This is a genomic window from Amycolatopsis sp. YIM 10, assembly GCF_009429145.1.
Taxonomy (GTDB): domain Bacteria; phylum Actinomycetota; class Actinomycetes; order Mycobacteriales; family Pseudonocardiaceae; genus Amycolatopsis.
The window spans coordinates 3,342,983-3,369,690 of sequence record NZ_CP045480.1 but is presented as its reverse complement, the minus strand read 5'-3'; the positions used below and the strand labels follow the sequence as shown (position 1 = coordinate 3,369,690).

The 26,708-nt window shown below is 71.2% G+C and carries 29 protein-coding genes and 1 pseudogene; 14 read left to right on the top strand and 16 right to left on the bottom strand.

The genetic code is table 11. The features are described 5' to 3' along the window. Nucleotides 1-66: 66 nt before the first annotated feature. Nucleotides 67-2,319 carry a helix-turn-helix domain-containing protein gene (locus YIM_RS16480; RefSeq protein ID WP_153031189.1) on the top strand — a complete coding sequence of 751 codons (2,253 nt, stop codon included), beginning with the start codon at nucleotides 67-69 and terminating at the stop codon, nucleotides 2,317-2,319. Nucleotides 2,320-2,371: 52 nt separating this feature from the next. Here the strand turns inward: YIM_RS16480 and YIM_RS16475 are convergent, their stop codons facing one another. Continuing rightward, a complete protein-coding gene (locus YIM_RS16475) occupies nucleotides 2,372-3,484 on the bottom strand; it encodes a serine hydrolase (protein ID WP_194240169.1) in 1,113 nt (370 codons plus the stop codon). A gap of 68 nt (nucleotides 3,485-3,552) precedes the next feature. After that, nucleotides 3,553-4,248 carry a peptidase S1 gene (locus tag YIM_RS16470; protein WP_153031187.1) on the bottom strand — a complete coding sequence of 232 codons (696 nt, stop codon included), beginning with the start codon at nucleotides 4,246-4,248 and terminating at the stop codon, nucleotides 3,553-3,555. A 144-nt stretch (nucleotides 4,249-4,392) separates the two neighbouring features. On the opposite strand from YIM_RS16470, the gene YIM_RS16465 reads away from it, so the two are divergent. The 4 genes from YIM_RS16465 (at nucleotide 4,393) to YIM_RS16450 (ending at nucleotide 7,868) form a co-directional block, all read left to right on the top strand. Beyond that, nucleotides 4,393-4,914, top strand: a complete 522-nt coding sequence (locus YIM_RS16465; protein WP_153031186.1) for an SRPBCC family protein — start codon at nucleotides 4,393-4,395, stop codon at nucleotides 4,912-4,914. A gap of 109 nt (nucleotides 4,915-5,023) precedes the next feature. Continuing rightward, a complete protein-coding gene (locus tag YIM_RS16460) occupies nucleotides 5,024-6,127 on the top strand; it encodes a sensor histidine kinase (RefSeq protein WP_153031185.1) in 1,104 nt (367 codons plus the stop codon). Next, nucleotides 6,124-7,215 (top strand): hypothetical protein, encoded by a 1,092-nt coding sequence (locus YIM_RS16455; protein ID WP_153031184.1) that lies wholly within the window; start codon nucleotides 6,124-6,126, stop codon nucleotides 7,213-7,215. The genes YIM_RS16460 and YIM_RS16455 overlap by 4 nt, the downstream gene beginning before the upstream one ends. Beyond that, complete coding sequence (locus YIM_RS16450) at nucleotides 7,200-7,868, top strand: response regulator transcription factor (RefSeq protein WP_153031090.1); 669 nt, start codon at nucleotides 7,200-7,202, stop codon at nucleotides 7,866-7,868. The genes YIM_RS16455 and YIM_RS16450 overlap by 16 nt, the downstream gene beginning before the upstream one ends. On the opposite strand, the gene YIM_RS16445 is transcribed toward YIM_RS16450, so the two are convergent. The 4 genes from YIM_RS16445 to YIM_RS16430 form a co-directional block, all read right to left on the bottom strand. Further along, nucleotides 7,834-9,264, bottom strand: a complete 1,431-nt coding sequence (locus YIM_RS16445) for a BTAD domain-containing putative transcriptional regulator (RefSeq protein ID WP_153031183.1) — start codon at nucleotides 9,262-9,264, stop codon at nucleotides 7,834-7,836. The two genes, YIM_RS16450 and YIM_RS16445, sit on opposite strands and share 35 nt — an antisense overlap. Nucleotides 9,265-9,377: 113 nt before the next feature. After that, nucleotides 9,378-10,262, bottom strand: a complete 885-nt coding sequence (locus tag YIM_RS16440; protein ID WP_153031182.1) for a crotonase/enoyl-CoA hydratase family protein — start codon at nucleotides 10,260-10,262, stop codon at nucleotides 9,378-9,380. 29 nt (nucleotides 10,263-10,291) lie between these two features. Further along, nucleotides 10,292-10,645, bottom strand: a complete 354-nt coding sequence (locus YIM_RS16435; RefSeq protein WP_153031181.1) for a hypothetical protein — start codon at nucleotides 10,643-10,645, stop codon at nucleotides 10,292-10,294. Beyond that, a complete protein-coding gene (locus YIM_RS16430; protein WP_194240168.1) occupies nucleotides 10,617-11,225 on the bottom strand; it encodes an ATP-binding protein in 609 nt (202 codons plus the stop codon). Before YIM_RS16430 ends, YIM_RS16435 begins: the two co-directional genes overlap by 29 nt. Nucleotides 11,226-11,321: 96 nt before the next feature. Here YIM_RS16430 and YIM_RS16425 point away from each other — a divergent pair, with 96 nt between their 5' ends. From YIM_RS16425 to YIM_RS16415, 3 genes are all read left to right on the top strand, one after another. Beyond that, on the top strand, nucleotides 11,322-12,116 hold the full coding sequence (locus YIM_RS16425; protein ID WP_153031180.1) for an IclR family transcriptional regulator: 795 nt from the start codon (nucleotides 11,322-11,324) through the stop codon (nucleotides 12,114-12,116). An 87-nt stretch (nucleotides 12,117-12,203) separates the two neighbouring features. Further along, a complete protein-coding gene (locus YIM_RS16420; RefSeq protein ID WP_228004779.1) occupies nucleotides 12,204-13,481 on the top strand; it encodes a glucarate dehydratase family protein in 1,278 nt (425 codons plus the stop codon). Between the two features lie 4 nt (nucleotides 13,482-13,485). Beyond that, a complete protein-coding gene (locus YIM_RS16415) occupies nucleotides 13,486-14,478 on the top strand; it encodes a 2-hydroxyacid dehydrogenase (protein ID WP_153031178.1) in 993 nt (330 codons plus the stop codon). On the opposite strand, the gene YIM_RS16410 is transcribed toward YIM_RS16415, so the two are convergent. The 6 genes from YIM_RS16410 to YIM_RS16385 are packed head-to-tail and all read right to left on the bottom strand — an operon-like array spanning nucleotide 14,456 to nucleotide 20,618. Further along, nucleotides 14,456-15,172, bottom strand: a complete 717-nt coding sequence (locus tag YIM_RS16410) for a sulfite exporter TauE/SafE family protein (protein WP_153031177.1) — start codon at nucleotides 15,170-15,172, stop codon at nucleotides 14,456-14,458. The two genes, YIM_RS16415 and YIM_RS16410, sit on opposite strands and share 23 nt — an antisense overlap. After that, nucleotides 15,169-16,146, bottom strand: coding sequence for an ABC transporter ATP-binding protein (locus tag YIM_RS16405; RefSeq protein ID WP_153031176.1), 978 nt, complete (start codon nucleotides 16,144-16,146; stop codon nucleotides 15,169-15,171). Before YIM_RS16405 ends, YIM_RS16410 begins: the two co-directional genes overlap by 4 nt. Then, on the bottom strand, nucleotides 16,139-17,164 hold the full coding sequence (locus YIM_RS16400) for an ABC transporter ATP-binding protein (RefSeq protein ID WP_153031175.1): 1,026 nt from the start codon (nucleotides 17,162-17,164) through the stop codon (nucleotides 16,139-16,141). Before YIM_RS16400 ends, YIM_RS16405 begins: the two co-directional genes overlap by 8 nt. Beyond that, nucleotides 17,161-18,108 (bottom strand): ABC transporter permease, encoded by a 948-nt coding sequence (locus YIM_RS16395; RefSeq protein WP_153031174.1) that lies wholly within the window; start codon nucleotides 18,106-18,108, stop codon nucleotides 17,161-17,163. The genes YIM_RS16400 and YIM_RS16395 overlap by 4 nt, the downstream gene beginning before the upstream one ends. A gap of 21 nt (nucleotides 18,109-18,129) precedes the next feature. Beyond that, on the bottom strand, nucleotides 18,130-19,059 hold the full coding sequence (locus YIM_RS16390; protein WP_153031173.1) for an ABC transporter permease: 930 nt from the start codon (nucleotides 19,057-19,059) through the stop codon (nucleotides 18,130-18,132). Next, nucleotides 19,059-20,618: an ABC transporter substrate-binding protein gene (locus YIM_RS16385; protein WP_153031172.1), complete on the bottom strand. Its 1,560-nt coding sequence runs from the start codon at nucleotides 20,616-20,618 to the stop codon at nucleotides 19,059-19,061. The genes YIM_RS16390 and YIM_RS16385 overlap by 1 nt, the downstream gene beginning before the upstream one ends. Nucleotides 20,619-20,821: 203 nt before the next feature. Here YIM_RS16385 and YIM_RS16380 point away from each other — a divergent pair, with 203 nt between their 5' ends. Together YIM_RS16380 and YIM_RS16375 are read left to right on the top strand one after the other, a co-directional pair. Continuing rightward, nucleotides 20,822-21,751, top strand: a complete 930-nt coding sequence (locus tag YIM_RS16380; RefSeq protein ID WP_153031171.1) for a 2-hydroxyacid dehydrogenase — start codon at nucleotides 20,822-20,824, stop codon at nucleotides 21,749-21,751. A 33-nt stretch (nucleotides 21,752-21,784) separates the two neighbouring features. After that, nucleotides 21,785-22,273, top strand: a complete 489-nt coding sequence (locus tag YIM_RS16375) for a hypothetical protein (protein ID WP_153031170.1) — start codon at nucleotides 21,785-21,787, stop codon at nucleotides 22,271-22,273. Here the strand turns inward: YIM_RS16375 and YIM_RS16370 are convergent. The 3 genes and pseudogenes from YIM_RS16370 to YIM_RS16365 all read right to left on the bottom strand — a co-directional run bounded on the left by YIM_RS16370 (nucleotide 22,182) and on the right by YIM_RS16365 (nucleotide 23,939). Continuing rightward, a complete protein-coding gene (locus YIM_RS16370; protein WP_255462950.1) occupies nucleotides 22,182-22,952 on the bottom strand; it encodes an NAD(P)H-binding protein in 771 nt (256 codons plus the stop codon). The two genes, YIM_RS16375 and YIM_RS16370, sit on opposite strands and share 92 nt — an antisense overlap. Beyond that, a pseudogene (locus YIM_RS50030) lies at nucleotides 22,942-23,049 on the bottom strand (SDR family NAD(P)-dependent oxidoreductase); the annotation flags it as partial. The gene YIM_RS16370 and the pseudogene YIM_RS50030, both read right to left, overlap by 11 nt. An 11-nt stretch (nucleotides 23,050-23,060) precedes the next feature. Continuing rightward, nucleotides 23,061-23,939, bottom strand: a complete 879-nt coding sequence (locus YIM_RS16365) for an EamA family transporter (RefSeq protein ID WP_153031169.1) — start codon at nucleotides 23,937-23,939, stop codon at nucleotides 23,061-23,063. Between the two features lie 97 nt (nucleotides 23,940-24,036). Between YIM_RS16365 and YIM_RS16360 the strand changes: the two genes are divergently transcribed. Both YIM_RS16360 and YIM_RS16355 read left to right on the top strand, forming a co-directional pair. Then, nucleotides 24,037-24,537, top strand: coding sequence for a MarR family winged helix-turn-helix transcriptional regulator (locus YIM_RS16360; protein WP_153031168.1), 501 nt, complete (start codon nucleotides 24,037-24,039; stop codon nucleotides 24,535-24,537). A gap of 9 nt (nucleotides 24,538-24,546) precedes the next feature. Further along, complete coding sequence (locus YIM_RS16355; protein ID WP_153031167.1) at nucleotides 24,547-25,008, top strand: nitroreductase family deazaflavin-dependent oxidoreductase; 462 nt, start codon at nucleotides 24,547-24,549, stop codon at nucleotides 25,006-25,008. Between the two features lie 3 nt (nucleotides 25,009-25,011). On the opposite strand, the gene YIM_RS16350 is transcribed toward YIM_RS16355, so the two are convergent. Further along, nucleotides 25,012-25,551: a GNAT family N-acetyltransferase gene (locus YIM_RS16350; protein ID WP_153031166.1), complete on the bottom strand. Its 540-nt coding sequence runs from the start codon at nucleotides 25,549-25,551 to the stop codon at nucleotides 25,012-25,014. Between the two features lie 116 nt (nucleotides 25,552-25,667). Between YIM_RS16350 and YIM_RS16345 the strand changes: the two genes are divergently transcribed. Beyond that, complete coding sequence (locus tag YIM_RS16345; RefSeq protein WP_153031165.1) at nucleotides 25,668-26,153, top strand: pyridoxamine 5'-phosphate oxidase family protein; 486 nt, start codon at nucleotides 25,668-25,670, stop codon at nucleotides 26,151-26,153. A 24-nt stretch (nucleotides 26,154-26,177) separates the two neighbouring features. Further along, complete coding sequence (locus tag YIM_RS16340) at nucleotides 26,178-26,618, top strand: VOC family protein (protein ID WP_228004778.1); 441 nt, start codon at nucleotides 26,178-26,180, stop codon at nucleotides 26,616-26,618. The last annotated feature ends 90 nt before the right edge of the window (nucleotides 26,619-26,708 follow it).

Genomic DNA, 26,708 nt, shown 5'->3' with positions numbered 1-26,708 from the left:
GGCCGCGCACCGGCCATATGTGGCCGGTCGCTTCGCTAGGGTTCGGTCACCGGGGAAGGGACGGACGTGACGGGCCAGTTCGGGGGGCTGCTGCGGCAGGCGCGGTTGCGGGCGGGACTGACGCAGGAGCAACTGGCCGAGCGGTCCGGCGTGGGCATCCGCACCCTTCGCGGGTTCGAGACCGGCGAGCGCGGCAATCCACGGGTGCGGACCGTGCGGCGGCTGGCCGAAGCGCTGGACTGCGAGCCCGCCGAACGCGACGAGCTGCTGGCCGCCTCGGTCAGTGCCGAGGCCGCCGGTCCGGCACCGCGTCAGCTGCCCGCGCCGCCCGGCCGGTTCGTCGGCAGGCGCGAGGAGCTGGCCGGACTGGACGCCGCGCTGGCCGGGGCGAACGGCGCGACGGCGGTGGTCTCGGCGATCAGCGGCGGCGGTGGTGTCGGCAAGACCTGGCTGGCGCTGCACTGGGCGCACCGGCACCTGGCGGACTTCCCGGACGGCCAGTTGTTCCTCGACCTGCGCGGGTTCGCGCCGGACGGGCGGCCGGTGACCTCGGCCGAGGCGATCAGGGGCCTGCTCGAAGCACTCGGTGTGCCGCCCGCCGCGATCCCGGCCGACCTGGACGCCCAAGCCGGGCTGTACCGGAGCCTGGTGGCGGGCAGGCGGATGCTGATCGTGCTGGACAACGCCCGTGACGCCCACCAGGTCGTGCCCCTGCTGCCGGGCAGCGCCGCCTGCACGGTGCTGGTGACCAGCCGGGACCGGCTGGCCGGGCTGCTCACCGCGCACAACACCCGCCCGCTCGCGCTGGACGTGCTGGCCGAGGCGGACGCCCGCGCCCTGCTCACCGCCCGCCTCGGTGAGGACCGGCTGGCCGCGGAACCGGAAGCGACCGCGGATCTGCTGACCCGCTGCGCCGGACTGCCGCTCGCGCTGGCCGTGGTGGCCGCGCGCGGATCGCTGCGGCCCGACCTTCCGCTGGCCTCGCTGGCCGCCGAACTCCGCGACGCCGCCACCCGGCTCGGCGCGCTGGACGCCGACGATCCCGCCGCCAGCGTGCGCGCCGCCGTTTCGTGGACCCACGCCGCGCTGGAATCGGCGCAGGCCGTGGTGTTCGCGCTGCTCGGACTCGCTCCCGGGCCGGACATCAGCCTGCACGCCGCGGCCGCGCTCACCGGGCTCCCCCTCGATCAGGCAGCACAGGTGCTGCGACGGCTGGAGCGGATCTCGCTGCTCGAAGAGCACACCGCCGGCCGCTTCCGGATGCACGACCTGGTCCGGCTCTACGCCACCGAGCGTGCCGACCACGACCTCACCGCGGACCGCGCGGAAGCCGGGCTGCGGCGGCTCACCGAGTTCTACCTGCACACCTCGTTCGCCGCCGACCGGCTGGTCAGCCCGCAACGCCAGCCGATCCAGCTTCCGCCAGGTTCGCCGCGGCCACTGGACGGACCGGCCGCGGCGTGGGCGTGGTTCGAAGCCGAGCACGCAAATCTGCTGGCCACGCACCAGCTGGCGGTCGACCGGGGCTGGCACGCACTGGTCTGGCAGCTGGCGTGGACCCTGCAGAGCTTCCGCTGGCGGCAGGGCCATCTCGACGAGAACGTCACGGTGTGGCGGGCCGGACTCGCCGCCGCCGAGCGCTCGGCAGACCCGGCCGCGCAAACCCTGGCGCACCGCCTGCTCGCCCGTGGGTACGTGCTGATCGGGCTGTACGTGGACGCCACCCAGCACCTGCGGCGTTCGCTGAACCTCGCCGAGGAACAGGGCGACCTGCTCGAGCAGGCCAACGCGCACCACGCGTTCACCCTCATCCGCGCCCACCAGGGCGATGACCAGCGAGCGCTGGAACACGCCCTTTCGGCACTGCACCTGTTCCGCTCCCTCGGCGACCGGGTCGGTGAGGCGGAAACGCGCAACACCGCGGGCTGGTACGAAGCGCGACTGGGCCACTACGAACAGGCCCGCGCGCACTGCGAAGCCGCGCTCGCCCTGCACCGCGAGCACGAGAACCACTACGGCGAGGCCCACACGCTGGACAGCCTCGGCTACATCGCGCGCCTCAGCGGCGACCACGACGCGGCGTCGGTCTTCTACCGGCAGGCCATCACCCGGTACCGCGACACCGGCAGCGCCTACGACGAAGCCGCCACGCTCGATTCCCTGGCACGGACCGAACAGGCGCTGGGTGACGTGGAGCAGGCCGCGGCGACCTGGACACGAGCGCTGGCGCTGTACCGGAACCAGCGTCGCGAGGCCGAAGCCGAACGAGTGCGGACCGCGTTGGCCGGGCTCACAAGCGACCCGGCCAGCGCGGGGTGACCGACCGGCCGCGTCGGCACGGGAAGCCCCGCCCCGGCGCGGCCGGTCGCGTTCAGCCCTGGTCGCAGAGGACCTCGGTGACCGTGACACCGCGGTGCACCGCTCCCCCGCCACCGACGGAACCGCTTTCCCCGGCGAGATTGTTGATCACGTTGCCCGCGACGAAGGCGGCTCGCCCGTCCGCGGTGGCCGCGGCGACGGACTGGTACCCGGGCCAGAGCCCGTAGTGGCCCCACGCCTCACCACCGCACGGCAGCTGGAACCGTTCCACGCCAAGGCCGTAGCCGTACGCCGGACCGCCTTCGGCCGGCTGGAACATCTCGGCCAGTTGCGCGGGCGGCACGACCTCACCGGCGGCGAGCGCCTGGAAGAACCGCGTCGCGTCGGCCCCGCTGGTCACCAGCCCACCGCCGGACAGCCCGACGCTCGGCTCGATCAGCTCGGTGAAGTCGACGTAGAGATACCGGCCGACGTACCCGCGCGCGTGGCCGGGCGGCAGGGTCTTGTCGCCAGGCTTCGGCAGGTAGGTCTTCGTCAGGCCGAGCGGGGTGGTGATCCGGTCGGCCAGCTCCCGGTCGTAGGTGTTGCCGGTGACCTTCTCGATGATCATCCCGGCCAGGATGAAGTTGGTGTTCGAGTACTGGTATCTCGCGCCCGGCTCGAACAACGGCGGCTGCGCCAGGCCCCAGCCCGCCACCTCCGCCAGCGTGTGCGGCCGGAGCTGCTCGATCGGGTTGAGGCCGCCACCGAGCCACAGGTAGTCGGCGACGCCGCTGGTGTGGTTGAGCAGCTGCCGGACACTGATCCGATTGCCGTCGTACCCGTTGCCGCGCACCACACCCGGCAGGTACGTCTCGACCGAGGCGTCCAGGTCGACTCGCCCTTCGGCGACCAGCTGCAGCACCATGGCCGCGGTGAACGGCTTGGTCAGGCTGCCCGCGCGGATCTGGTCGTCGGGGCCGAACGGCTGGTTCTGCCCCAGCACCTTCGTGCCGCTGGTGACGCCCCACAGCTCGTCCTGCTCGCGGACCACGGCTTCCGCGCCGGGCGCACCGTTTCCGGCGCGGTACTTGTCGACGGCCGCCTGGGTCACCGGGTGCGCCGCCGCGCTCGCCGCGGCCGACGGCCCGGCCAGCGCGAAAACCGCCGCGCCGGCCGCGAACACCGCGGTCGCCTTTCTTTTCGACCTTTTCGGCAACTTGGCCTTTTTCGACAACTTCGCGCTCCTCACGGTCAATCACTGACCGGCGTGAATCCGGCGCCGGGAGCGTCCGGACCGCGCGTGGCGATGTCGTCCTGAATGTTCTTCGCGCTGGTGAAGATGAACGGCGGCATGGTCAGCGCGACCCGCGTCACGATGCCGGCCCATTCGGTTGCCGTGCCGTCATTGCGCGCGACGACCAGCGGCCCGCCGGAGTCACCAGGCATGTTCACCGCGAACGAGGCGATCAGCCCGCCGGTGTTAGAGCCGACCAGCCCGCAGGTCTTGCCGGTGGTGCGCCCGTCCTTGCACACGTTCGACCCGACCGCGGGCAGGCCGCCGTCGAGCACCTTGTCGATCCGCAGCGCCGGTCCGTTGGCACTGAGCGAAACCTTCGCCGGATCGAACACGATCACCGCGTAGTCGCGGTAGGCCTGCTCCTTCGAGACGAACGCGTACTTCCCGATCGGCCCCAGTTCGCGCTTGCCGGGGAAGTACACGTCGTCACCGCCGTAGCAGTGCGCGGCGGTGATGCCGACCAGCCTGCCCGCGTTGTCCGTGCCCACCGGCCCCAGCGTGCACAGGGTGACCCCGGCACCGTGGTCCATCTGCAGTCCGTTTGTCACCACCAGCTTGTCCTGCGCGGCCGCACCCGGTGCGAGCGCCAGCCCCAGCGACGCCACCGCACCGGCCACCCACGCCCAGCGCGTTGCCCGTGAAAAAACCATTTCTCTCCCCTTCGGTTCCGGCGAGCGCGATTCTCGCCGTCGTCAACCTAGGGACAAGCGATGAAATCCTGACTACGTCGTGATTTTTGCGCCTTGACGCCACCCCGGCCCGCTGGTGAGGTAACAGTTCTACTGGGAGGTGTAATGGCGCCGAATCCGAGGGACAAGCTCACCTACACCGAACCGATCGCCGTCGGCGAGGTTTTTGTCCACGCTTCGCCGGACGAGGTGTACCGCCTGGTCAGCGACCCGGTGGCGATGGCGGACTTCGCCGAGGAGTTCTACCGGGCCCGGTGGATCCGCGGGGCCACCGGTGCCGCCGTCGGGAACTGGTTCTCCGGGTCCAACCGCAACGGCTGGCGCCGCTGGGTGACCCACGCCGAGATCACCGAGGCCGAGCCGGGCCGCCGGTTCACCTACCGCGTGCGCACCCCGTTCTTCGTGCCGATCTCCCGCTGGGAGTACGACCTCGCCCCCGAGGGCGACGGCTGCCGCCTCACCGTGACGAACTGGCTGCGGGTACCGCGCTGGTTCATCCCGTTCGCCATCTTCATCACCGGCGAGCGGGATCGCGCCGGCACGAACAACACCAACATCGCCACCACCCTGGCCAGGCTCAAGACCCACGTCGAAGCCCACCGGGCCGGGCTGCCGGACACCGCATAGCACCGACTCGGCACCAGGCACCGGGTCGGGACCGCTCCCGGCCGCCGTGGTGCGACCGGTAACGTCACCCTCGCGTTGTTTGACCGATTTCGAACCGGCGAGGTGACGGATGGCTGGCGAAGCCGTGCGCTTGCTGGAGGACTTCGGCCGCCGGTACGCCGTCGCCGTGCGGCTGGCGCCGTTGCCGTTCGTCGCCGCCATCGCGCTGCTGCGGCCCTCCGGGGAGAACCTCGGCGCCACCGCGCTCGTCCTGGCCGTCGCGGTCGCCTGGACCTGCGGGCAGGCCTGGTACCTGCGGCGACGCGACGGGCTGCCGGTCGCGCTCGACGCCGCCGTGCTGTGCTGCCTGTGCCTGAGCGTGTTCTGGACCGACGCGGTGGCCGACCGCAACACCGGCTGGCTCCGGCTGCTGGTCATCTTCGCCGTGGTGACCTGGCAGTGGCACACCGCGCCGCTGCCGGGGCTCACCGCCGCGCTGGTCTGCGGTGGCTCGATGCTGGCCGCCTTCGCGGTGGCCGGGCTGAAGCTGAGCGGGTCGGAGATGTGGGTACCGGCGATGGCCGCGCTGTCCAGGCTGGTCTGGGTCCTCATCAGCCGGGCGGCCCGGCGCGCCGACCGGCTGACCGCCGAGGCCGAGCTGGCCCGCCGCGAATCGGCGGTGGCGGAGGCCGTGCGCGCCGAGGAACGTGAGCTGGCGAACTCGCTGCACGACACCGCGGCCACCACGCTGCTGATGGTCGGCACCGGACAGGTACCGCCGGACGCGGACTGGCTGGCCCCGCAGGCCCGCCGCGACCTCGACCGGCTGAGCGCCACCGGTGACGACCGCGACCAGGCCGATCTGGTCGAGCTGCTGCGTGCCGATCTGGACGCCAGCCACCTGTCCGTGGAGCTGGACGCACCGCCCGAGTTGTCGCTGCCGTTCGACGTGGCAGGCGCGATCGCCGGTGCCGCGCAGGAAGCGCTCAACAACGTCCGCCGCCACGCCGGAACGGATCGGGCGCTGGTCCGGTTGCACGGTGATCCGCGCGAGCTGCGCGTCGAAATCGTCGACGAGGGCAAGGGATTCGCGGTCACCGGGCAACTCCCGGCCGCGCGCCGGGGACTGCGCGAGTCCGTGCACGGCCGGATGGCGCGGGCCGGTGGCACGGCCACCATCACCTCCGCCGAGGGCTCGGGCACCGTGGTGCGCCTGGATTGGCGCGCGCCGTGACCGAGACGAGGGCGCAACTGGAGCGCGGCCTCCGGATCGCCACCCTGCTGGTCGCCGTGCTGACCGTCGACGTGCTCGGCATGATCAACCTGTGGCGGCACGCCGGTACCTACGAGCCGCTCGCGGCCCAGGTCGTCGCCGCCGCCCTGCTGACCGCGGTGCTGGCCACCGAGGCGGTGCTGGTGGGGCGGAGGCGGCCGTGGGGCGCGCTGCGCCGGCCTGCCATCGCCGTGGTGCTCGCCGCGGCTGCGCTGTCGTACCTGGCCCTGCCGCAGAACCGGACCTCCAGCACGGTGGACTGGATTTTCGGGGCGGCGAACTGGGTCGGCCTGGTGGTGCTGCTCGACCGTCCATTCCGGACGGTGTTGCTCTTCCTCGGCACGCACGAGGCACTCGCGCTGGGGAACCTGCTGCTGTTCCACGACGTGACCCGGTCGTCGCTGGCGCGGTTCGCCACCGGCTCGGTGACGGTGTTCGGGCTGCCGTTGTGCCTGGCGGTGATGGCCACCGTGCTGGGCCGGATCGCCAGGCAGGCGGACGAAGCCGCCAGGAAGCTCGAACGCGTGCGCACCGCCGAAGCCGTCGCCTCGGCCGCGCACCGCCGCCGCACGCAACGGTTCGCCGAACTGGCGGGCACCACCGTACCGTTGCTCGAAGGACTTGCCGACGGTTCGCTGAAGCCCTCGGATCCGTTGGTGCAGCGGAACTCCGCGATCGAGGCGGCCAGGATGCGCCGTCTGTTCGCCGAGACCGACACCGTGGAAAACCCGCTGCTGCACGAACTCCGCCACTGCGCGGACGTCGCGGACCGCAAAGGCGTCGAAGTCGAACTGGACGCGCGCGGACAATGGCCCGTACCACCGGTGGCCGTGCGGCGAGATCTCACCGACGCCGCGCTCACCGCACTCGCGACAGCCGACTCGTGGGCGCGAGTGACCGTGGTGGGCAGCGACACCTTGGTATCGGTCAATGTGGTGGCCGACTGCGACGAGCACGTCACCGCGGAACCGGCCACCGGTGGCGTGCGAGTGGAGACCTTCAACGGCAACGGCACGGTCTGGATGGAGGCACGATGGGAGCCGAGTTGATCACGGCGGTGATCGTGGACGATCACGCGGCCATCGCCGCGGGAGTGCGGTACTGGTGCGAACAAGCCGACCCACCCATCCAGTTGATCGACGCCGGAGACCGCCTCGCCGCCGTCTGGACCGGCGACGGCGCCACCGCCGACGTCGTCATCTTCGACCTCGAACTCGTCCCCCGAAAACCCGCCTTCGGCGAACTACGACGCCTCGTCGACAGCGGACGCCGCGTCGTCGTGTACTCCCAGCACGCCGACAACGCCACCGCCATCAAATGCATCGACCTCGGCGCCCTCGCATACCTCACCAAACGTGAAGGACAAGACCACCTCGTCCCCGCCATCCGCGCCGCCGCCCACGGCCGCGGATACACCGCCCCCTCCCTCTCCGGCGCCCTCGCCGCCGACGACGCCCCCGACCGCCCCCACCTCTCACCCCGCGAAACCGAAGTACTCCGCGCCTGGTTCGCCTCCTCCTCCAAAGAACTCGTCGCCGCCAAACTCCACATCACCGTCAAAACCGTCGACACCCACATCGCCCGCGTCCGCGTCAAATACGCCAACGCCGGACGCGCCGCCCGCACCAAAAGCGAACTCGTCACCCGCGCACTCGACGACGGCGTCATCACGCTGGCCGAACTGAACGAGGCCGTGCTGTAACCGCGGCGAGCGTCCGCTGGATCACCTCGGCCCGGTCCGGGGTGTCGGTCCTGACCAGTTCGGCCACCACCCGCAGGGCCAGCGGCAGGCCGGCGCAGAGTTCGGCGAGCGCGGACACCGTGTCGCCCTCGGCGTCGGCGCCGAGCAGCTCCCTCAGCAGCCCGGCCGCGTCCGGCGCGGGCAGCCGCCCGAGCCTGATCCGGTGCGCGCCGTAGCGGACGACCAGCCCGGCCAGCGAGTCCCGGCTGGTCACCAGCGTGAAGCAGGTGGAACCGGCGGGCAGCAGCGGGCGCACCTGCTCGGCGCTGCCCGCGTTGTCCAGCAGTACCAGCATCCGGCGCCGGTCGACGAGCGTGCGGAAGGCAGCCGCGCGCTCGTCGAGTTCTTCGGGAATCGCGGTCACGCCGAGTGCGCGCAGGAATCCGGCCAGCACGACGGCGGGTGCGACCGGCTCGGCGTGACCGCGAAGGTCCGCGTAGAGCTGCCCGTCGGGGAACCGGTCGCGCGCCCGTCGCGCCCAGTGCACCGCGAGCGCGGTTTTGCCGATCCCGGCGGACCCGGTCACCACCGACAGCGACGCGGCGGCGTCGAGTTCGGCGAGTTCGGCGTGCCTGCCGGAGAGCGCGCCGACGTCCGCCGGGAGCTGGGCGGGCACCGCCCTGGTCGTCGGCGCCGGTTCGAGGAACACGCGGCGTTGCAGCTCGCGCAAGGCGGGCCCCGGCGCCAGGCCCAGTTCGGCGGCCAGCACCCCGTGCGCGCGGCGGTAGGCGTCCAGTGCCTCCGTCCGCCGCCCGGCCCGGTGCAGCGCGGTGATCAGCAGTTCGTGCAGCCGTTCGCGCAGCGGGTGCGCCCGCACCAGCCCGGTCAGCTCGCCGATCACCGCCTCGTGCAGGCCGCATTCCAGTTCGGCCTGGTAGAGCGATTCGATCGCGGTGAGGTGGAGTTCGGCCAGCCGCCGCGCCCAGTCGGCGAGCATCGGCACGTCGTCGTCGGCGAACGCGTTGCCGTGCCACAGCGCCAGCGCCGCGCGCAGCGACTCGACCGCGCGCTGGGGATCCCGCCGCGCGGTCGCGATCCCGGCCTCGGCCAGCGCCTCGAACCGGTCCGCGTCGAGTTCACCCGGCTGTACGTGCAGCCGGTAACCCGCGGCACCGAAGGACAGCCGTTCCGGCGTGTCGAGAATGGCGCGCAGCCGGTGGACGTGCAGTTGCAGCTTCTTCGGTGCTCGCGGGTCCGGCCGCTCCCCCCACAGCGCGTCGGTCAGCACGCCGACCGGCACCGGACGGCCGCGGCGGGCGAGCAGGATGCCGAGCAGCGTCCGCCGCAGGCTGCCGGTCAGCACCTCGGCCCCCTCGCCGCGCCGGACCTCCACCGGCCCCAGCACCCGGAACTCCATCCGCCCCACCCTTCACCCCGCGGCCGTCCCCCGCCGGACCCCCTCGGTCACAGGGTCCATTCCAGCGGGAGCGGGCTCAGCGTGCTGTCAGGCGTTCACCGGACACGAAGGGCTCAGTCGCGGGTGGCGTCGAGCCACTCCTGGTAGAACGGCGGCAGCTCGGAGGCCCGGCCGGTGAACTCGGCGGCGCGCTTCTCCCGGAACGCGGCCACGCCCTCGATGCCGTCGCCGATGCTGGTGTAGAACATCGCCAGCGAGTCGACGCGGTGTGCGTCGACCGGATGCGGCCGGGCGGAGTTGCGCCGCATCATCTGCCGGGTGAGCGCGGTGGCCACCGGCGACCGGCCGCGCGTCCACCGGTCGGCCAGCGCCCTGGCCGTGTCGAGCAGTTCCTCCGGCTCGACCACGTTCTGCACCAGGCCGATCTCCCGGCTCTGCGCGGCGTCGAGAATGTCGGCGCTGTAGGCCAGGTCCAGTGCGGCCGGCAGGCCGACGATCCGCGGCAGGAACCAGGTCGACGCGGCCTCCGGCACGATGCCGAGGCGCCCGAACACCAGCCCGACGCGTGCCTTGGTCGCGGCCAGCCTGGCGTCCATGGCCAGCGTCATCGTCGCGCCGATGCCGACCGCCGCGCCGTTGATCGCGGCGATCACCGGCTTGCGGCAGTCGTGGATGGCCAGGGTGACCCGGCCGCCGGTGTCGCGGATCCTGGCCAGCTCCGGGTCGTCGAGATCGGCCATGTCCGCCAGCCCCGGCCGCCGGTCGGGGTCGAGGCCGAACACGTTCCCGTCGCTGCTCAGGTCCATCCCGGCGCAGAACGCGCGGCCCGCACCGGTCACGATCACCGCCCGCACCTCGTCGTCGGTGTTGACCTCGGTGAACGCGGCTTCGAGTTCCTCGGCCATGGTCACGGTGAACGCGTTGAGCTGCTCGGGCCGGTTCAGCGTGATGGTGAGTACGCCGTCGCTGAGTTCACGGGTGATCGTGGTGGGGCTCATCTGCGGGGTTCCTGTCCTTTCGGCTGCCGTCACGCCCACCATCGCAGGGCCGCGTCGAGGCTGTCCTCCGGGCTGGTGTTGAACGCGATGGCCGCTCCCGGCGCGTGCCGCCGCACCAGGTTGACCACCTGCTCGAAGAACTCGAGCAACGGCTCCGGCTTGCGGATGCCGCCGCCGATCACCACGCACCGGTAGTCCGCCCGTTCGAGCGCCTCGGTGATCTTCCGCGTGGCGTGCTCGTCGAGCGCCACCGTGCAGAGGTCGGCCTCGATGCCGTGCTCGGCGAACCGCGCCTGACCGCGCGCAAGCGCCGCCTCGATCGCCTCCACGTCCAATCCGGGCACCGTCGCCGGATCAACCCCGATCACCAGTACTTTTCCCATGAGCCGCATCCTGCCCTGTCTCTCCGGTGATCCCGCGCCACCCCTCTTCGTCCACTTCGGACGGCGGCCGCAGCCCTTCGGCGGGCCGGAAGTGGACGGTCGTCCCGGTGGTGCCGTCCCCGTCGATCGGCTGCAGGCCGGTGACCGGGATGCCGTGCTCGTAACGCTGGGTCCACGCTCCCCCGTCGCGGCGGTTGGTGTGGATGAGCCACTCGCTGAGCGCCGCCACCACCGAAATCCCCCGGCGTGGGTGCCCGTCGGGCAGGATCTGCGCGTCCGGGTGGTCGAAGAACCGGAGGTCCTTGGTGGACATGATCGGTTTGCGCACCGCCCGCCCCTGTCCGTCGACGCGGGTCGCGGTGCCGCGCCCGTTGTCGGCCACGGTGATGGAGCCGTCCTCGCGCAGCGTGACCACGCACCGGTCGCCGTTGCCGGTCTCGGCTTCCTCAGCCGCGTAGGCGAGGACTTCGAAGACCAGGTGCGCGACACCGGTGGGCGCGAACACCTCCTGGTTGCCGCGGATGAACGCCAAGTGCTCGGCGTCCACTGCGCGAGACCAGTCATGCGTGGCATTCCCCATCCCGTGATCGTCCCAGCCCCGCCCACCAAGAGTGAGGAGCCCGATCCTCGCCGGGGTACCGTGTTCGCTCGTGTCCGAGCAGGTAGGAGAGCGTTGATGGCCGCACCGGAGTCCGGGGAGCAGGTGGGCGGGGTCCGCGAGGTGAAGTCCGCGGCCCGCACGCTGGAGCTGCTGGAACTGCTCGCCGCCCGCCGCAATCGCCCGGCCCGGTTGCGCGAGCTGAGCGAAGCGCTCGGCATGCCGCGCAGCAGCTGCTACGCCCTCCTCCGGACGCTGGCCAAGTACGGCTGGGTGCGCACCGACGCCTCGGGCACCCTGTACGGGATCGGCATCCGCGCACTGCTCGCCGGCACCACCTATCTCGACACCGACCCTTGCGTACGCATCGCAAAACCCGTGCTGGACATGCTCGGTGAGCACCTCGACGAGACCTTCCACCTCGGCAGGCTCGACGGCGAGGACGTGGTCTACCTGGTCACCCGCGCCTCCAGCCAGTACCTGCGCCCGCACAGCCGCGTCGGCCGCGACCTGCCCGCCTACTCCACCGCGCTCGGCAAGGCGCTGCTGGCCGAACTCGAACCCGACCAGCTCGACGAGCACCTGCCGGAAAAGCTGACCGCGCTCACCCCGCACACGCTGACCGACCGGCCCGCGCTGCTGGACGACCTCGCCGAGATCCGCGAGCGCGGTTACGCGGTCGACCGCGAGGAGAACAGCGTCGGCCTCCAGTGCTTCGCGCTGCCGCTGCGTTACACCACCCCGGCCACCGACGCGATCAGCTGCTCGGTGCCGCTGACCCGGCTGACCCCGGCCCGCGAGGCGGAGATCCTGACCGCGATGCGCCGCGCCCGCGAAACCATCGAACAGGCGGCGACGTCGATCGAGACGTGAAGTCGTCTACATATGCGACAGGTGTCTTCACATGTGGACAGCCTCGGGTTAGGGTCGGGCGAAACACCCCCGATCGGAGGTCCACTGGTGCCCAACGAGTCCCACCGCATCCGGGAAGTGCGCATCACCCCGGTGGCCTTCGCCGATCTCCCGCTGCTCAACACCGTCGGTGTGCACGAGCCCTTCGCCCTGCGCGCGATCGTCGAACTGGTCACCGACTCGGGGCTGACCGGGCTCGGTGAGACCTACGGCGACGCCGGGCACCTCGACCGGCTCCGGCTCGCGGCTGCCGAACTCACCGGCGTCGACGTGTGGCAGATCAACGAAATCGCCCACCGGATCCGCGCCGCGCTCGCCGCCGACCGGAGCAAGGGCGGGCACGGCATGAGCGGAATGGTCACCGGCAGCAGCACCGCGGACCGGGTGCTCTCCCCGTTCGAGGTGGCCTGCCTGGACATCCAGGGCAAGGCGATCGGCCGTCCGGTCAGCGACCTGCTCGGCGGCGCGGTCCGGGACCGGGTCGACTACAGCGCCTACCTCTTCTACAAGTGGGCCGGTCACCCCGGCGCCGAGGACGACACCTGGGGCGCCGCGCTCGACCCCGCCCAACTCGTCGCGCAGGCCGGGAAGATGATCGGCGAGTACGGCTTCAGCGCGATCAAGCTCAAGGGCGGGGTGTTCGAACCGGACGCCGAGATCGAAGCGATTCTCGAGCTGCGCAAGGCTTTCCCCGACCATCCACTGAGGATCGACCCGAACGGCGCCTGGAGCGTGGAGACCTCGATCCGGGTCGGGCAGCGCCTCGACGGCGTTCTCGAGTACCTGGAGGACCCGACCACCGGCATCGACGGCATGGCGGCGGTCGCGCGCGAGGTGCCCATGCCGCTGGCCACCAACATGTGCGTGGTCGCCTTCGACCAGGTCAAGCCCGCCGTCGAGCAAAACGCGGTGCAGGTGATCCTGTCCGACCACCACTTCTGGGGCGGCCTCGACCGCTCCCGCACGCTGGCCGGGATCTGCGACACCTTCGATTTGGGGCTGTCCATGCATTCCAACTCGCATCTCGGCATCAGCCTGGCGGCGATGACCCATCTCGCCGCCGCCACGCCGAACCTCACCTACGCCTGCGACACGCACTGGCCGTGGAAGGGCGCGGCCGACGACGTGATCGTGCCGGGCGCGCTCGCCTTCGAAGGCGGCGCGGTCGCGGTGCCGACCGGGCCCGGCCTCGGCGTCGAACTGGACCGCGACGCGCTGGCCCGGCTGCACGAGCAGTACCTGGCCTGCGGTATCCGCGAACGCGACGACACCGGCTACTTCCGCCGGTTCGAGCCGGACTTCGATCCGGCCGCGCCGCGCTGGTGACCGGATGAGGATCCTGCTGTCCGATCCGATCCTGAGCCGCTTCACCGGCGAGCTGACCCGCGGCGGAACCGACGGCCACGACTGGGAGTTCCTCGCGGGCCGTCCGGACGACGAGGTGATCGCGCGCCTGCCGGGCGCGGACGTGCTGGTGGCGTCCCGGATGACCGTGCCGATGGCGGAAGCGGGCGCCGGACTGCGGCTGGTGCACGTCACCGGCGCCGGTCTCGACCGCGTTCCGCTGGCCGCGCTCGCCCCGGAAACGCTGGTGTGCAACACCTTCCACCACGGCCGGTCCATCGCCGAGCACGTGGTGATGGTGGCGCTGATGCTCTCCCGCCGGGTGCTCCGCGCGGATCGCCTGCTGCGACAGGGGATCTGGGGGTCCGTCGCACTGGATCCGGCGGTCCCGCTCGGCGGCACGCTGGCCGGGCGCACGCTCGGGGTGGTCGGCTTCGGCGAGATCGGGCAGCAGGTGGCGCGGGCGGCCACCGCGCTGGGCATGGCGGTCCGCGCGGTCCGCCGGAACCCCTCGGCACCGCTGCCGCCGGATCTGCGGCCGGTCCGGGTCGAGGGCGACGACCGGCTCCACGACCTGCTGGGCGACTCGGATCTGGTGGTGCTCACCGTGCCCCTTTCCGCCGCCACCAAGGGATTGATCGGCACCGCGGAACTCGCGCGGATGCGGCCGGACGCGCTGCTGGTCAACGTCGCCCGCGGCCCGCTCGTCGACGAGGACGCGCTCTTCGAGGCTCTGGTCGAAGGACGGATCGGCGGCGCGGCGCTGGACGTCTGGTGGAGCCACCCGAAGGACGGTGGCGGCGCCACCGGGTACACGCGGCCGTTCCACGAACTGGAGAACGTGGTGCTGACCCCGCACCACTCCGGGCACACACGCGAGACCTTCACCGGCCGAGCCCGCGAAATCGCCGCGAACATCCACCGGCTGGCGACCGGGCAGGCACTGTCCAATGTGGTCAGAGGAACTGCTGGACGGTGAGCGTCACCGCGCCGGCGACCGCGAGCGCCATCGCGACGCCACGCGTGCGGCTCTCGTCGAGATGCCTCGACAACGGGCGCGCGAGCAGCACCCCGGCCGCCGCGGCGGGCGCCAGCAAGGCCGAATAACGCAGCGTTTCCAGGTGCACCACCCCGGCCACGGCCAGCGCGCCCAGGCTCAGCACCGAACCGACCAGGAAGAACGCGCTCATCGTGCCACGCATCTTCGGCCCGGCGTAGCGCTGCCAGACCAGCGCCATCGGCGGCCCGCCGATCGAGGTCGCCGTGCCCATCAGCCCGGACGCGGCCCCGGCCAGCGCCACCGCGCGCGGGGTCGGGCGCGGGCGGAACCCGCGCAGGCTCACCACCACCCCGGCCAGCACCACCGCGGCCACGCTGAGCGCGAGCGCCTTGGCGGGCAGGAAAGCGACCAGGGCCGCCCCGGCGATCGTGCCGGGCACCCGCCCGCCCAGCGCCCAGCCCGCCCCGCGCAGGTCCAGGTGCGCGCGTTCGGCCAGCACCGTCGCCGTGGTCACCCCGGTGGCCAGCAGGAGCAGCACCACCGGCACCAGCGTCGGGTCGAGCAGCGCGATCACCGGCGCGGCGAGCATGCCGAGCCCGAACCCGATGGAGACCTGGAGCAGCGAGCCGACCAGCACCACCGCCGAGAGCAGGCAGAAGGCCGGAACGCTCACCCCGTGGCCGCCGCGGTGAGCGGGAAGTGGCAGAGCCCTTCGTGCGTGCCGGATTCGGTGACCACGGGTGGTTCCTCCGCGGCGCAGCGATCGGTGGCCAGCCAGCAGCGGGTGCGGAACCGGCAGCCCGACGGCGGGTCCAGCGGTGAGGGCAGCTCACCCCGCAGCAAAATTCGGTCCTCGCGCTCGGCCCCGGAGACGTCCAGCGAGGGCGCGGCCGACATCAGCGCGGCCGTGTACGGGTGCACCGGCTGGTCGAACACCGCCTCGGTGGGCCCGTGCTCGATCACCTTTCCCAGATACATGACCGAGACCCTATCCGCGACGTGGCGGACCACGGACAGGTCGTGGGAGATGAACAGATAGGACACACCGAGCCGCTGCTGCAGTTCGGCGAGCAGGTTGAGCACCTGGGCCTGCACCGAGAGGTCCAAAGCGGACACCGGCTCGTCGCAGATGATCAGGTCGGGGTTCAGCGCCAGCGCGCGGGCGATGCCGAGGCGCTGGCGCTGCCCGCCGGAGAACTCGTTCGGATACCGCTCGGCGTCCCCGGCCCGCAGGCCGACCAGGTCCAGCAGTTCCCTGGTCCGCGCCGCCCGTTCGCTCGCGGTCGGCACCACGTCGCGGTGCGTGCGCCACGGTTCGCCGATCAGCTCGGCCGCGGTCATCCGGGCGTTCAGCGAGGCGAACGGGTCCTGGAAGACCATCTGCACCCGGCGCCGCCAGGCCAGCAGTTCCTTGCCGCGCAACGAGAACGGGTCGGTCCCGGCGTACCGCACGGTGCCTTCGTCCGGTCGTTCCAGCAGCATCAGCACCCGGGCGAGGGTGGACTTGCCGCAGCCCGACTCCCCCACCAGCCCGACGGTTTCCCCGCGGCCGATCCGGAGGTCGACGCCGTCCAGTGCCCGCAGCCGGTTCTTGCCCACCCGGAAGGACTTCCGGATGCCGCTGACCTCGAGCAGGGTGTCAGGCATTGGTGCGCTCCTGTTCCGGGAAGTAGCAGGCGGCCGACCGGGTCCCGTCCGCCGGAGTCAGCCGCGGGCGCTCTTCGGCGCACAGGTCGGCGGCTTTCGGGCACCGCGCCTGGAAAACACAGCCGGACGGCACCGCGCTGAGTTCCGGCGGACTGCCCGGCACGGCGTGCAGCGGCCGGCCCCGCACCCCGTGCTCGGGCACCGAATCGAGCAGACCGCGGGTGTAGGGGTGCTTCGGGTCGGCGAAGACCTCGCGCACCGGCCCGGTTTCGACCACGTTCCCGGCGTACATGATCGCGACGTCGTCCGCCTGCTCGGCGACCACCGCCAGGTCGTGCGTGATCAGCACCAGCGCCATCTCACGCTCGGTCCGCAGGTCGCGCAGCAAGCGCATCACCTGCGCCTGCACGGTCACGTCGAGCGCGGTGGTCGGCTCGTCGGCGATCAGCACCTGCGGGCCGAGCGCGACGGCCATCGCGATCAGCAGTCGCTGCCGCATGCCGCCGGAGAACTGGTGCGGGAAGGACCGGGCCCTCGCCCGCGGTTCCGGGATGCCGACCAGCTCCATCAGTTCGATGGCCTTCTCCCGCGCCGCGCGCCGGGACAGTCCCTGGTGGATGCGGAACGGCTCGCCGAGCTGCCTGCCGACCGGCTGCACCGGGTTCATCGCGGCCAGCGCGTCCTGGAAGACGATGGAGAGCACCGGACCGGCCAGCCGGCGGCGTTCGGTGCGGCCGAGCTTCAGCACGTCGGTACCGGCCACCCGGACCGAGCCGCCGGCCACCTCGGCGATCGGGTCGAGCAGGCCGACGATGGTCTGCGCGGTGATCGACTTGCCGCAGCCGGACTCACCGAGCAGCGCCAGCGTCCGGCCCCGGCGCACGGAAAACGAGACCTGGTCGACCGCGCGGACGGTGCCCGCCGGGGTGCGGAGGTCCACGCTGAGCCGGTCGACCTCCAGTGCCACCGCCCCGGCCTCGGTGTCCGAACCGGACCTGGTGGGAGCTGCCGCGTTCATCCGGTGACCTCCGTGGTGGTGGGACGGGCGCCGCGCGTGCGCCGCGGCAGGGTGAGCCGCCAGCGCTGGGCCGGATCGGTGGCCAGGCGCACCCAGGCGGCGAGCACGGTGGCCGAAACCGTGGTCACCACGATGGCGACCCCGGGCAGCACCGCGATCCACCACGCCGTCTGCAGGTACTGGCGGCCCTGGGCGACCATCAGGCCCCAGCTGACGTCCGGTGGCTGGATGCCGATGCCGAGAAAGCTCAGCGACGATTCGGTGAGCATGACGAAGCAGAAGTCGAGCGTGGCGACGGTGAGCAGGGTGGGCAGCGCGATCGGCAGGATGTGCCGGTAGATCGTCGGCCAGCTGGTCGCGCCGAAGGTGCGGGCCGCGTCGACGAACAGCCTGCTCTTCAGCTCCGCCGCTTCGGCGCGCGCCGTGCGCAGGTAGACCGGGATGCGCGCGATCGCCAGGATCAGCACGATGTTGCCGACGCTGGGCGCGAACACGTAGAGCACCACCACGGCGAGCAGCAGCGACGGGAAGCTCAGGATCACGTCGGCGACCCGCATCGCGACGTTCTCCCGCACGCCGCCGTGGTACCCGGCCCACATGCCCAGCGTCGCGCCGATCACCAGCGAGCAGAGCACCGCCGGGATCGCCACCGACAGCGTGGTCCCGGCGGCGTCGATCAGCCGGGCGAGCACGCTGCGGCCCAGCACGTCGGTGCCGAGCAGGCCGAAGAACCCGTGGTCGAACGACGGCGGCCGCAGCGACGCGCGCAGGTCCTGGCGCACCGCGCGGTCCCCGGTGAGCAGCGGGCCGAGCAACGCGGTCAGCAGCACCAGCCCGAGCACCACGGCGGCGACCGCGGCGAAGCGGTCACGGCCGAGCAGGGTCCACCAGCGCGCCCGGCGAGCGGCCGGGGCGCGGGTGGCTTTGCCGATGGTGGTGGTCATCGTTGGCTCCTTGAGCAGGGATCAGGCCGGGACTACCTGGCGCACGCGGGCGTCGAGCAGGGCGTAGCAGAGGTCGATCAGGATGTTCAGCAGGAAGATCGTCACCGCGGTCAGCAGCACGGCCGCCTGGAGCACGGCGAAGTCCCGCTGCAGGATCGAGTCGATCATCAGCTTGCCGATGCCCGGCCAGCCGAAGATGGTCTCCACCACCACGGCGCCGTTGACCAGGCCGATGGTGAGATCACCGGCGACGGTCAGCGCGGGCGTGGTGGCGTTGCGCAGCGCGTGCCCGAACACCACCCGCTTCTCGCTCGCGCCCTTGCTGCGGGCCACCTTGGTGTAGGGCGCGGACAACGCGGCCACCATCGCCCCGCGCACCACCTGCACGAGCACGCCGAACGGGCGGATCAGCAGGGTGGCGATCGGCAGCACCCAGACCTCGGGGCCGCCGCTGACCCCGGAGGTCGGCAGCCACTCCAGGCTCACGCCGAAGACCAGCACGCCCATGATGGCGAACCAGAAGTCCGGGATGCTGGCCGCGGTCATCGACAGGAAGCTGGAGATCCGGTCGGCCAGCGAGTTCGGCCGGTACGCGGCGAGGCAGCCGATCAGCACCGCACCGGCCGCGGCGATCAGCATGGTCACCGCGGCGAGTTGCAGGGTGGCCGGGAACGCGGTGAGCACCATCTCCGCGGCAGGCTGGTCGGTCCGCAGCGAGGTGCCGAAGTCGAGCTGGACGACCTGGCCGAGGTAGTCCCACAGCTGCACCAGGATCGGCTGGTCGAACCCGTGCTCGGCGGAGAACGCGGCCCGCTGCTCGGCGGTGGCGCTCAGCGGCAGGTAGAGGTTGACCGGGTTGCCGGTCAGCCGCGCCAGGCAGAACACGCCCAGCACCACAAAAACCAGCGGGATCGCACTGGAGACGACGCGTTTGCGCAGGAAGGTCAGCATCAGCGCGCCTCTCCAGCCGACGCCGGCCGCACGGCGGCCAGGCGCATCTCGTCCCCGGTCGCCGAATCCGGTTGGTACCGCACGGATTTCGCGATGCCGAGCAGGCCGCGCATGTGGGCCAGGTGCACGTACTGCGCCACGGATTCGTTCTGGTCGGCGAAGATCGCCGCGAACGCGTCCTGCCGGACCGGTCCGGCCAGCCCACCGGCTTCGGCGATCCTGGCGTCGAGTTCGGGAGTGCCGAAGGTGGACTGCGGGCCGTTGGAGCGCAGGTACTGGCTCGTGGTGAACGCCGCGTCGCCCGCCTGGTTGCCGTGCATGATCAGCAGGGCGACCGGGCCGACGTCGGCCGGGAACGGCCGCAGCTGGTACTCCAGGTGCGCCGCGGTGTCCGCCATCTGGATCTGCACGTTCAACCCGACCTGCGCCAGTTCGTACTGCAGCGCTTCGGCGGTCTCGGCCACCCTGGGGAACTGGGTGTTCCTGGCCACCAGGGTGATCTTCTTCTCGACCGGCACGCCGTCGGCGGCGGCCTCGCGGATCAGCGCGCGGGCGGCTTCCGGGTCGTAGGCCGCGGCCTTGAGCGTCGGGTTGAAGCCGACCACCCCGTCCGGGATCAGCTGCGCGGCCGGTTCGGCCAGCCCGGCCAGCAGGGTGCCGACGATGCCTTCGCGGTCGACCGCCATGCCGATCGCCTTGCGCACCCGGATGTCGTCGAGCGGGGCTTCGCGGCCGTCCAGCCGCAGCGCGGTGGTCTCGTTGTTGGGGTAGGCCACCGAGTTCTCCTCGGTCGCGTCCTCGGGATTGAGCGTGGTGGCCAGATCGGCCTCCCCGCGGGTGATCATCGCCGCCCGCACGCTCGGCTCCGAACGCCAGACGTAGCGCGCGGTCGGGAACGCCGGTGGTTCTCCCCAGTAGTTCTCGTTGCGCCGCAAGGTGATCGACACCCCGGTCTCCCAGCTCTCGATGGCGTAGGGCCCGGTGCCCACCGGTTCGCGCACCTTCGCCGTGGTGCTCGTGGTGCGCGGCACCATCTCGACGAAGCTCAGCCGCAGCGGCAGGATCGGGTCCGGCTTGACGGTGTGCACGGTCAGCCCGGTGTCCCCGCTGACCTCCAGGCCCAGCTTCTCGTCGTCATCGAAGACGTAACCGTCCACATTGCACTGGAGGTCCGAGTTCACCGCGCGGTCGATGGAGAAGGCGGCGTCCTGCGCGGTGAACGGTTGTCCATTGTGGAAGATGACCCCGGCACGGAGGTCGAAGGTCCAGGTGGTCGGCGCGGTCTGCCGCCAGGCCGTGGCCAGCAGCGGGCGCAGGTCACCGGAACCGGGATCCCGTTCCAGCAGCGGTTCGCTGATGTTGGAGCGGACCACCACGCCGGTCGAGGTGAGCGAGGCTTCGCAGGGTTCGAGGGTCGGCGGTTCCTGCGCGAGGACGACGCGCAACGTACTGCCCGCGTCTCCGGCGTCGCCCGACGGACTGTTCGCCACGGTGCAGGAACTGCCGCACAGGACCACCGCCGCGACCGCGAGGACGCGGGAACGTACGGAAGACAGCATCGTCTCTCCGATGATCAGGGGATGAATTGCTCGGAAAACCGGAGCCGACTGTCTATGGACGCGTATCCGGTCTGCATCTGTAGACGCAGACCGTAAGCCGGTCGCGATAAGCCGTCAAGAGAGGTCTTTTCATGCGCGGAAGGTATCGCTGAATGCGAACTTGGTCTTAGACAGGTATCGACCAGGTCCATACGCTCAGGGCCATGACCGGCTCCGTTCTCCAACTCTGCCCGCTGCTGCCGTCGCTGGAAACCGCGCTCTCGGCACACCGCACCGTGCGGTTGTTCGAGCAGGCCGACGGCTATCTGGCGGAGCACGGCGCGGAGTTCACCGCGGCGATCACCAGCGCCAGGATCGGGGTGCCGGACGAGGTGATGGACGCACTGCCCCGGCTCGGCGCGATCGTCCACTTCGGAGTCGGATACGAAACCACCGACGTGGCGCGGGCCCGCGCGCGGGGCATCGACGTGAGCAACACGCCCGACGTGCTCACCGACTGCGTCGCCGACCTCGCCGTCGGCGGCCTGATCGACGTCATGCGCAGGCTCACCGCGGCGGACCGCTTCGTCCGCCGCGGCGACTGGACCAGTACGGCGTATCCGCTGGCCACCAAGGTCAGCGGCAAGAAGATCGGGGTGCTGGGCCTCGGCCGGATCGGCCGCGCGATCGCCACCCGGCTGACCGGCTTCGGTGTCGAGCTGAGCTACCACTCGCGCCGTCCGGCCGACGGGGTGCCGTACCGCTACGTGGATTCGGCCGTGGCGCTCGCCGCCGAGGCCGACGCGCTGGTGGTCGCGGTGGCGGGCGGTGAGGAAACCCGCGGCCTGGTCTCGGCCGACGTGCTCGCCGCGCTCGGCCCCGACGGTTACCTGGTCAACGTCTCCCGCGGTTCCGTGGTCGACGAACCCGCACTGGTGGCGGCGCTGACCGGGGGCAAGCTGGCCGGCGCCGCGCTCGACGTGTTCGCCGCGGAGCCCGAGGTCCCCGCGCCGCTGCTGGACCTGGATTCGGTCCTGCTGTTGCCGCATATCGCCAGTGCCACCACGGAAACCCGGGAAGCCATGGGAGAGCTGGCTTTCCGTAACCTCGACCAGTTCCTCACCACCGGCTCACTGCTCACCCCGGTCCCCTAGTTCCCTCGTTCGGCGCCCACGGCGCGGCTCGGCATGACGTGCTCGGCCGCCCTGAGTTCGTTGCCACCGGACTGGCGCGAACTGGCCATCGACTACCGGGTGGTCGGCCGGAACATCGGCCTGTCGGTCGGCCTGCTCGGCCCCGGCGACTCCGAGCACCGGCTGTGGACTCCGCCGGACGAGCCGATCAGGCAGTTCCAGCGCCTGCGAGGCGGCATGTACAGGGAGAACGAGGGCACCTGGTTCTCCCTGCGTTACGTGCTGGAGCCGGGGCCGCACTTCTCCGTCTCCTACAACTGGCGGAACGAACCGGATTTTCAGCCCTACCCGTCGCCGGACGCCTTCCTGCTCGAACAGGAACGGTTCCCGCGGGAGGAGCGGTTCATGCCCTCGTGGTATCGCGACCAGCTCGCCGCGGCCCGGCGCTGGCTCAGCCGCGGAACGCTGCCGCGTGGTCGCGCGCGAAGTCGGCGAAGTCCCGTGGCGGACGGCCGAGCAGCCCGGCGACCGCGTCGGTGGTGAAGTCGCCCCAGCCCGAGGCGTAGGCCCGCGCGTACTCCTCCAGCATGTCCGCGATCCAGGCGGGAACGCCGTAACCGAGCAGCGTCTCGCGCTTGACGTCGTCGCTGACCGGCAGGTGGGCGACGGATCGGCCGAGCACCTTTTCCAGCTCCGCGGCGACCTCGTCGAACGTCAGCGAGCGCGGGCCGGTGAGCGTGTATGCCTTGCCGTGGTGGCGATCGGGGTCGTCGAGCAGCACACTGGCCGCGCTTTCGGCGATGTCACGCGCGTCGATCATGCCGAGCCGCGCCGAAGCCATGTTCATCGAAAGCGTGCCGGTGGCGGCGATGTCACCCGCCTCGTTCAGCAGATTCTGCATGAACCAGTGCGGACGCAGGATCGTCCAGCGCAGCCCCGATTCCCCGGTTTCCCGGTCGGACAGCGCGTGCAGCCTGCCGCTGCGGTTCGGCGCGTCGTGCGCGGCGCCGACCACGGACAGGCGCACCACACGTTCCACCCCGGCCTGGCGCGCGGCCCACAGGGCGTTCATGTTGTTCTCCGGCGCGCGCGGCCCGTTCGGCACGAGCAGCCACAGGTCGTGCACGCCATCGAAGGCGGGCGGCAGCGAACGGGGGGTCGTCGAGATCCCCGGTGACGACCTCGGCACCCCGTTCGCGCAGTCCGTCCGCTTTGGACTCATCGCGGACGAGTGCGCGGAGATCTTCGCCGGGCAGTGCGTCGAGCAGCGCGGTGGACACGGTTCCGGTGGCTCCGGTCACCAGGATGGTGCGGGACATGATCATTCTCCTCAGGCGGTTTTGACGGCGACGGCTTTGGGCGGCAGTTGGGCGGCGGCGATGGCGGTCAGCGCGAGCGCGAATCCGGCGCCCTGTGCTGCCGTGAGGGACTCGTCGAGGAACAGCCGGCCCAGGACGGTCGCGGCCGCGGGTGAGAGCAGGGACAGGAAGGACACGGCGACCACCGGCAACCTGCCGAGGCCGTAGAACCAGATCGGGTAGGACAGCAGCGCGCCGACCACGCACAGCCAGGCGTAACCGCCGATCGCGCGGGCGTCCAGCGCGGGTGGAAGCCCTTCGAACGCGAGCGCGAACGGGACGAGCACCAGCCCGCCCGCGGTGAGCTGCCAGGCCGCGATCGTCGTCGGACCGGCACCGGCCGGACGACCCCAGCGCTTGGTCAGCACCAGCCCGGCGGCCATCACCCCGGCCGCCCCGAGCCCGGCGAGAATGCCCAGCAGGTCGAAGGAAACGCGCCCCCGCACCACGATCAGGCCGACGCCCACCACTCCGGCCAGCCCCCAGCCGAGCCGCCACCGCGTGGGCTTCTCCCCGAGCAGCGCGAACGCCAGACCCGCGACGAGCAGCGGCTGAACGGCGAACAGCGTCGCCGCGACCCCACCCGGCAGCCGGTACGCGGCGACGAAGAGCAGCACGAAGAGCGCACCGATGTTGAGCGTGCCGAGCACGAGCGAGCGCCACAGCCAGTCACCACGCGGCAGTTTCCGCGTGACGGCCAGCAGCACAAGGCCGGCGGGCAGCGCGCGGAGCACCCCGGAGACCAGCGGGTGCCCCGGTGGCAGGAATTCGGTGGTGACCAGGTAGGTGGTCGCCCAGCCGACCGGCACGGCGGCGGTCAGCGCGGTCACCCCGATGGTGTGGCCAGGCATGCAAACTCCTTAACGTTGAAATGTTCAACGTTGAGAAACGTAGCTGTCTGTTAGGGTGACGTCAAACAGTTTCACGTTGAGATGTCCGGAGGACCGAGTGCGGGACAACGTCGACTGGCGCCTGGACCAGTGGCGCACCGAACGGCCCGACCTCGATCCGGGGCCGATGGGCGTGGTGGCGCGGATCCAGCGCGCCAACCGCCTGCTCGAACGTGAGCTGCGCGAGAACTTCGCCCGGTTCGACCTGCAGTTGTGGGAGTTCGACGTGCTGGGCACCATCCGCCGGTGCGGTCCGCCGTTCCGGCTCACCGCGGGCCAGCTGGTCGAGGCGACCATGGTCACCTCCGGCGCGATCACCAACCGGATCGACCGGCTGGTCGCCAGGGGCCTGGTCTCCCGCGAGGTCGACCCGGCGAACCGGCGCAGCGTGCTGATCTCGCTGACCGAGCGGGGTCGCGAGCTGATCGATCGGGTGGTGGTGGACCACATCGACCTGGAGGCGAAGCTCCTGGGCGACCTCGGCGGCGGCGATCAAGAACAGCTGGCCGCGCTGCTGCGCCGCCTCCTCTTCAGCCTCGGTGATCACCCGGAGGCCTAGGGTGGAGTGATGGCACTGACCTCACGGCCACCTCGTGGCCCGCTGCGCGTCCTGCTGCGCGCACCGATCCTGTGCTACCGGGCACGCCTCGGTTTCCTGTTCGGGCACCGCCTGGTGCACCTGGTCCACACCGGCCGCAAATCCGGGCGGCGACGGGAGGTGGTGCTGGAGGTCGTGCGGTACGCGCCGGGAGAGATCGTGGTGGTCGCCGGCTGGGGCACGCGCTCCGACTGGTTCCGCAACCTCGAAGCCGCCCCGGCCGTCAAGGTCCAAAGTGGATTCACCACCTGGGCGGCCCCGGCGCACCACCTGCTGGACGAGGCCGAAACCCTCCGCCTCCTGGAGGACTACCGCTCGCGACACCCGCGCGCCTGGAAACGCCTCGCCCCGATTCTCGGCGTCCCGGAGGATCCCCGTTCCGCCGGAGACACCCTCACCAGACTGCGCGCGGTCGCCTTCCACCCATCCTGACGACTACTCGCGGAACGACCCCAGCGGAGCGACCGCGAGTACCTGCGCCGCGTCGTGGGCTTCGAAGGTGTCGACTTCTTCGAAGCCCAGTCGTCCGGCCAGTTTCCGTGCGGCCTGGTTCGCGGCCTGGGTCACCACCAGCACCGGCTGCTCGGGCAGTTCCCGTGCGGCGGCGCGCAGAACGGCGGTCGTGGCTTCGAAAGCGAGGCCACGCCCCCAGGCGGCTTGACGCAGCACGTACGAGAGTTCCAACTCGCCGCCCTCCGGGGTGACGTGCCCGGGCAGGTCGGGATCGCGGGGAGCGAGCGCCAGCATGCCGAAGAACGCGTCCGTCTCCCGGTCCGCGACGACGTAACCGCCCTCCACCGCACCCAGGTGATCGAGGAAGCCTTCGACCTGCGCACGCGGCCTTGGCCCACCCAGATAGCGCCTCACCTCGGGATCGGTGAACACCTCGATGAGCCCATCACGATCGGCATCGCGCGCCTTGCGCACCACAACCCGCTCCGACTCGATGGCCGCCGCGGACAAAGTCGATGTCATGGAACTCGATCTTCCCAGAAAAATGATGTGACTCAGCTCACAGTCGAGCTGTGTCGAAGTGCCCCCTCCTGCTCCGACCCAGCGGTGTCCGACCCCGACGGCACCGAGGAGCGACCATGAACCGCAACCAGCTCGACGAGATCCTGAACCAGCCCCTCAGCCAGGAACTCCTGGCCCGCGACCTGGCCCGCCTGGCCTTCACCGCGCTGGACGGCACCCCGCGGGCGATCCCGATCGGCATCACCTGGAACGGCGAGCAGATCGTCATGTGCACCGCGAAGAACGCGCGCAAACTGCCCATGCTGCGCCGGAACCCCGCGGTCGCACTGACCATCGACACCGAGTCCCACCCGCCGAAGGTCCTGCTGCTCCGCGGCACGGCCGAACTGGACGAGGTCGACGGCATTCCCGACGAATACATGCAGTGGAACGGCACCTACGAGATGTCGCCCGAGCAGCGGACCGAGTGGGAGGCCGGCGTGCGCGCGCTCTACGACGGCATGGTCCGGATCGTGGTGACCCCGACCTGGGCCAAGCTGATCGACTTCGAGACCACCCTGCCCACCGCCATCGAAGAGCTCATGGCCCGCCAGCGCGGCTGAAACCCACCGGAGAAGGAGATCGGCATGAGCAAGGTCAAGCGCATGGAACACGTCGGCGTTGTTGTCGGCGATCTCGAAGCGGCCAAGGCGTTCTTCGTCGAACTCGGCCTCGAACTGGAGGGCGAAGCCTCGCTCGAAGGCCCCACGATCGATCAGATCAACGGGCTCAACGGCGTTCGCGCGGACGTCGCGATGATGCGCACCCCGGACGGCAGCGGACGGCTCGAACTGTGCAAGTACCACACGCCTTCGCACCAGGGCGGCGACTCGCGCGCTCCGGCGAACACCCCCGGCATCCGCCACATCCTGTTCTCCGTGGAAGGCATCGACGAGGTGCTCGAACGACTGCGGCCGCACGGCGCCGAACTCGTCGGCGAGCTGACGCAGTACGAGAACAGCTACCGGCTCTGCTACGTCCGCGGCCCCGAAGGAATCATCGTCGAACTGGCCGAAGCGATCGGCTGACCGTCCACAGAAGACAAAAGCAGGGAAGAACCCTTCCCCGCCACTCTCAACTTATAGCGCACCCCGGGGCTTGCGGCAAGACCCCCGGCA

Bases quoted from the DNA above. Each gene is read 5' to 3' on its own strand.
- YIM_RS16470 (WP_153031187.1), bottom strand. From the start codon at position 4,248: ATGGTTTTTTCACGGGCAACGCGCTGGGCGTGGGTGGCCGGTGCGGTG.
- YIM_RS16465 (WP_153031186.1), top strand. From the start codon at position 4,393: ATGGCGCCGAATCCGAGGGACAAGCTCACCTACACCGAACCGATCGCC.
- YIM_RS16460 (WP_153031185.1), top strand. From the start codon at position 5,024: ATGGCTGGCGAAGCCGTGCGCTTGCTGGAGGACTTCGGCCGCCGGTAC.
- YIM_RS16450 (WP_153031090.1), top strand. From the start codon at position 7,200: ATGGGAGCCGAGTTGATCACGGCGGTGATCGTGGACGATCACGCGGCC.
- YIM_RS16445 (WP_153031183.1), bottom strand. From the start codon at position 9,264: ATGGAGTTCCGGGTGCTGGGGCCGGTGGAGGTCCGGCGCGGCGAGGGG.
- YIM_RS16440 (WP_153031182.1), bottom strand. From the start codon at position 10,262: ATGAGCCCCACCACGATCACCCGTGAACTCAGCGACGGCGTACTCACC.
- YIM_RS16435 (WP_153031181.1), bottom strand. From the start codon at position 10,645: ATGGGAAAAGTACTGGTGATCGGGGTTGATCCGGCGACGGTGCCCGGA.
- YIM_RS16430 (WP_194240168.1), bottom strand. From the start codon at position 11,225: ATGGGGAATGCCACGCATGACTGGTCTCGCGCAGTGGACGCCGAGCAC.
- YIM_RS16425 (WP_153031180.1), top strand. From the start codon at position 11,322: ATGGCCGCACCGGAGTCCGGGGAGCAGGTGGGCGGGGTCCGCGAGGTG.
- YIM_RS16415 (WP_153031178.1), top strand. From the start codon at position 13,486: ATGAGGATCCTGCTGTCCGATCCGATCCTGAGCCGCTTCACCGGCGAG.
- YIM_RS16405 (WP_153031176.1), bottom strand. From the start codon at position 16,146: ATGCCTGACACCCTGCTCGAGGTCAGCGGCATCCGGAAGTCCTTCCGG.
- YIM_RS16400 (WP_153031175.1), bottom strand. From the start codon at position 17,164: ATGAACGCGGCAGCTCCCACCAGGTCCGGTTCGGACACCGAGGCCGGG.
- YIM_RS16395 (WP_153031174.1), bottom strand. From the start codon at position 18,108: ATGACCACCACCATCGGCAAAGCCACCCGCGCCCCGGCCGCTCGCCGG.
- YIM_RS16390 (WP_153031173.1), bottom strand. From the start codon at position 19,059: ATGCTGACCTTCCTGCGCAAACGCGTCGTCTCCAGTGCGATCCCGCTG.
- YIM_RS16385 (WP_153031172.1), bottom strand. From the start codon at position 20,618: ATGCTGTCTTCCGTACGTTCCCGCGTCCTCGCGGTCGCGGCGGTGGTC.
- YIM_RS16380 (WP_153031171.1), top strand. From the start codon at position 20,822: ATGACCGGCTCCGTTCTCCAACTCTGCCCGCTGCTGCCGTCGCTGGAA.
- YIM_RS16375 (WP_153031170.1), top strand. From the start codon at position 21,785: ATGACGTGCTCGGCCGCCCTGAGTTCGTTGCCACCGGACTGGCGCGAA.
- YIM_RS16370 (WP_255462950.1), bottom strand. From the start codon at position 22,952: ATGAGTCCAAAGCGGACGGACTGCGCGAACGGGGTGCCGAGGTCGTCA.
- YIM_RS16365 (WP_153031169.1), bottom strand. From the start codon at position 23,939: ATGCCTGGCCACACCATCGGGGTGACCGCGCTGACCGCCGCCGTGCCG.
- YIM_RS16355 (WP_153031167.1), top strand. From the start codon at position 24,547: ATGGCACTGACCTCACGGCCACCTCGTGGCCCGCTGCGCGTCCTGCTG.
- YIM_RS16350 (WP_153031166.1), bottom strand. From the start codon at position 25,551: ATGACATCGACTTTGTCCGCGGCGGCCATCGAGTCGGAGCGGGTTGTG.
- YIM_RS16345 (WP_153031165.1), top strand. From the start codon at position 25,668: ATGAACCGCAACCAGCTCGACGAGATCCTGAACCAGCCCCTCAGCCAG.
- YIM_RS16340 (WP_228004778.1), top strand. From the start codon at position 26,178: ATGAGCAAGGTCAAGCGCATGGAACACGTCGGCGTTGTTGTCGGCGAT.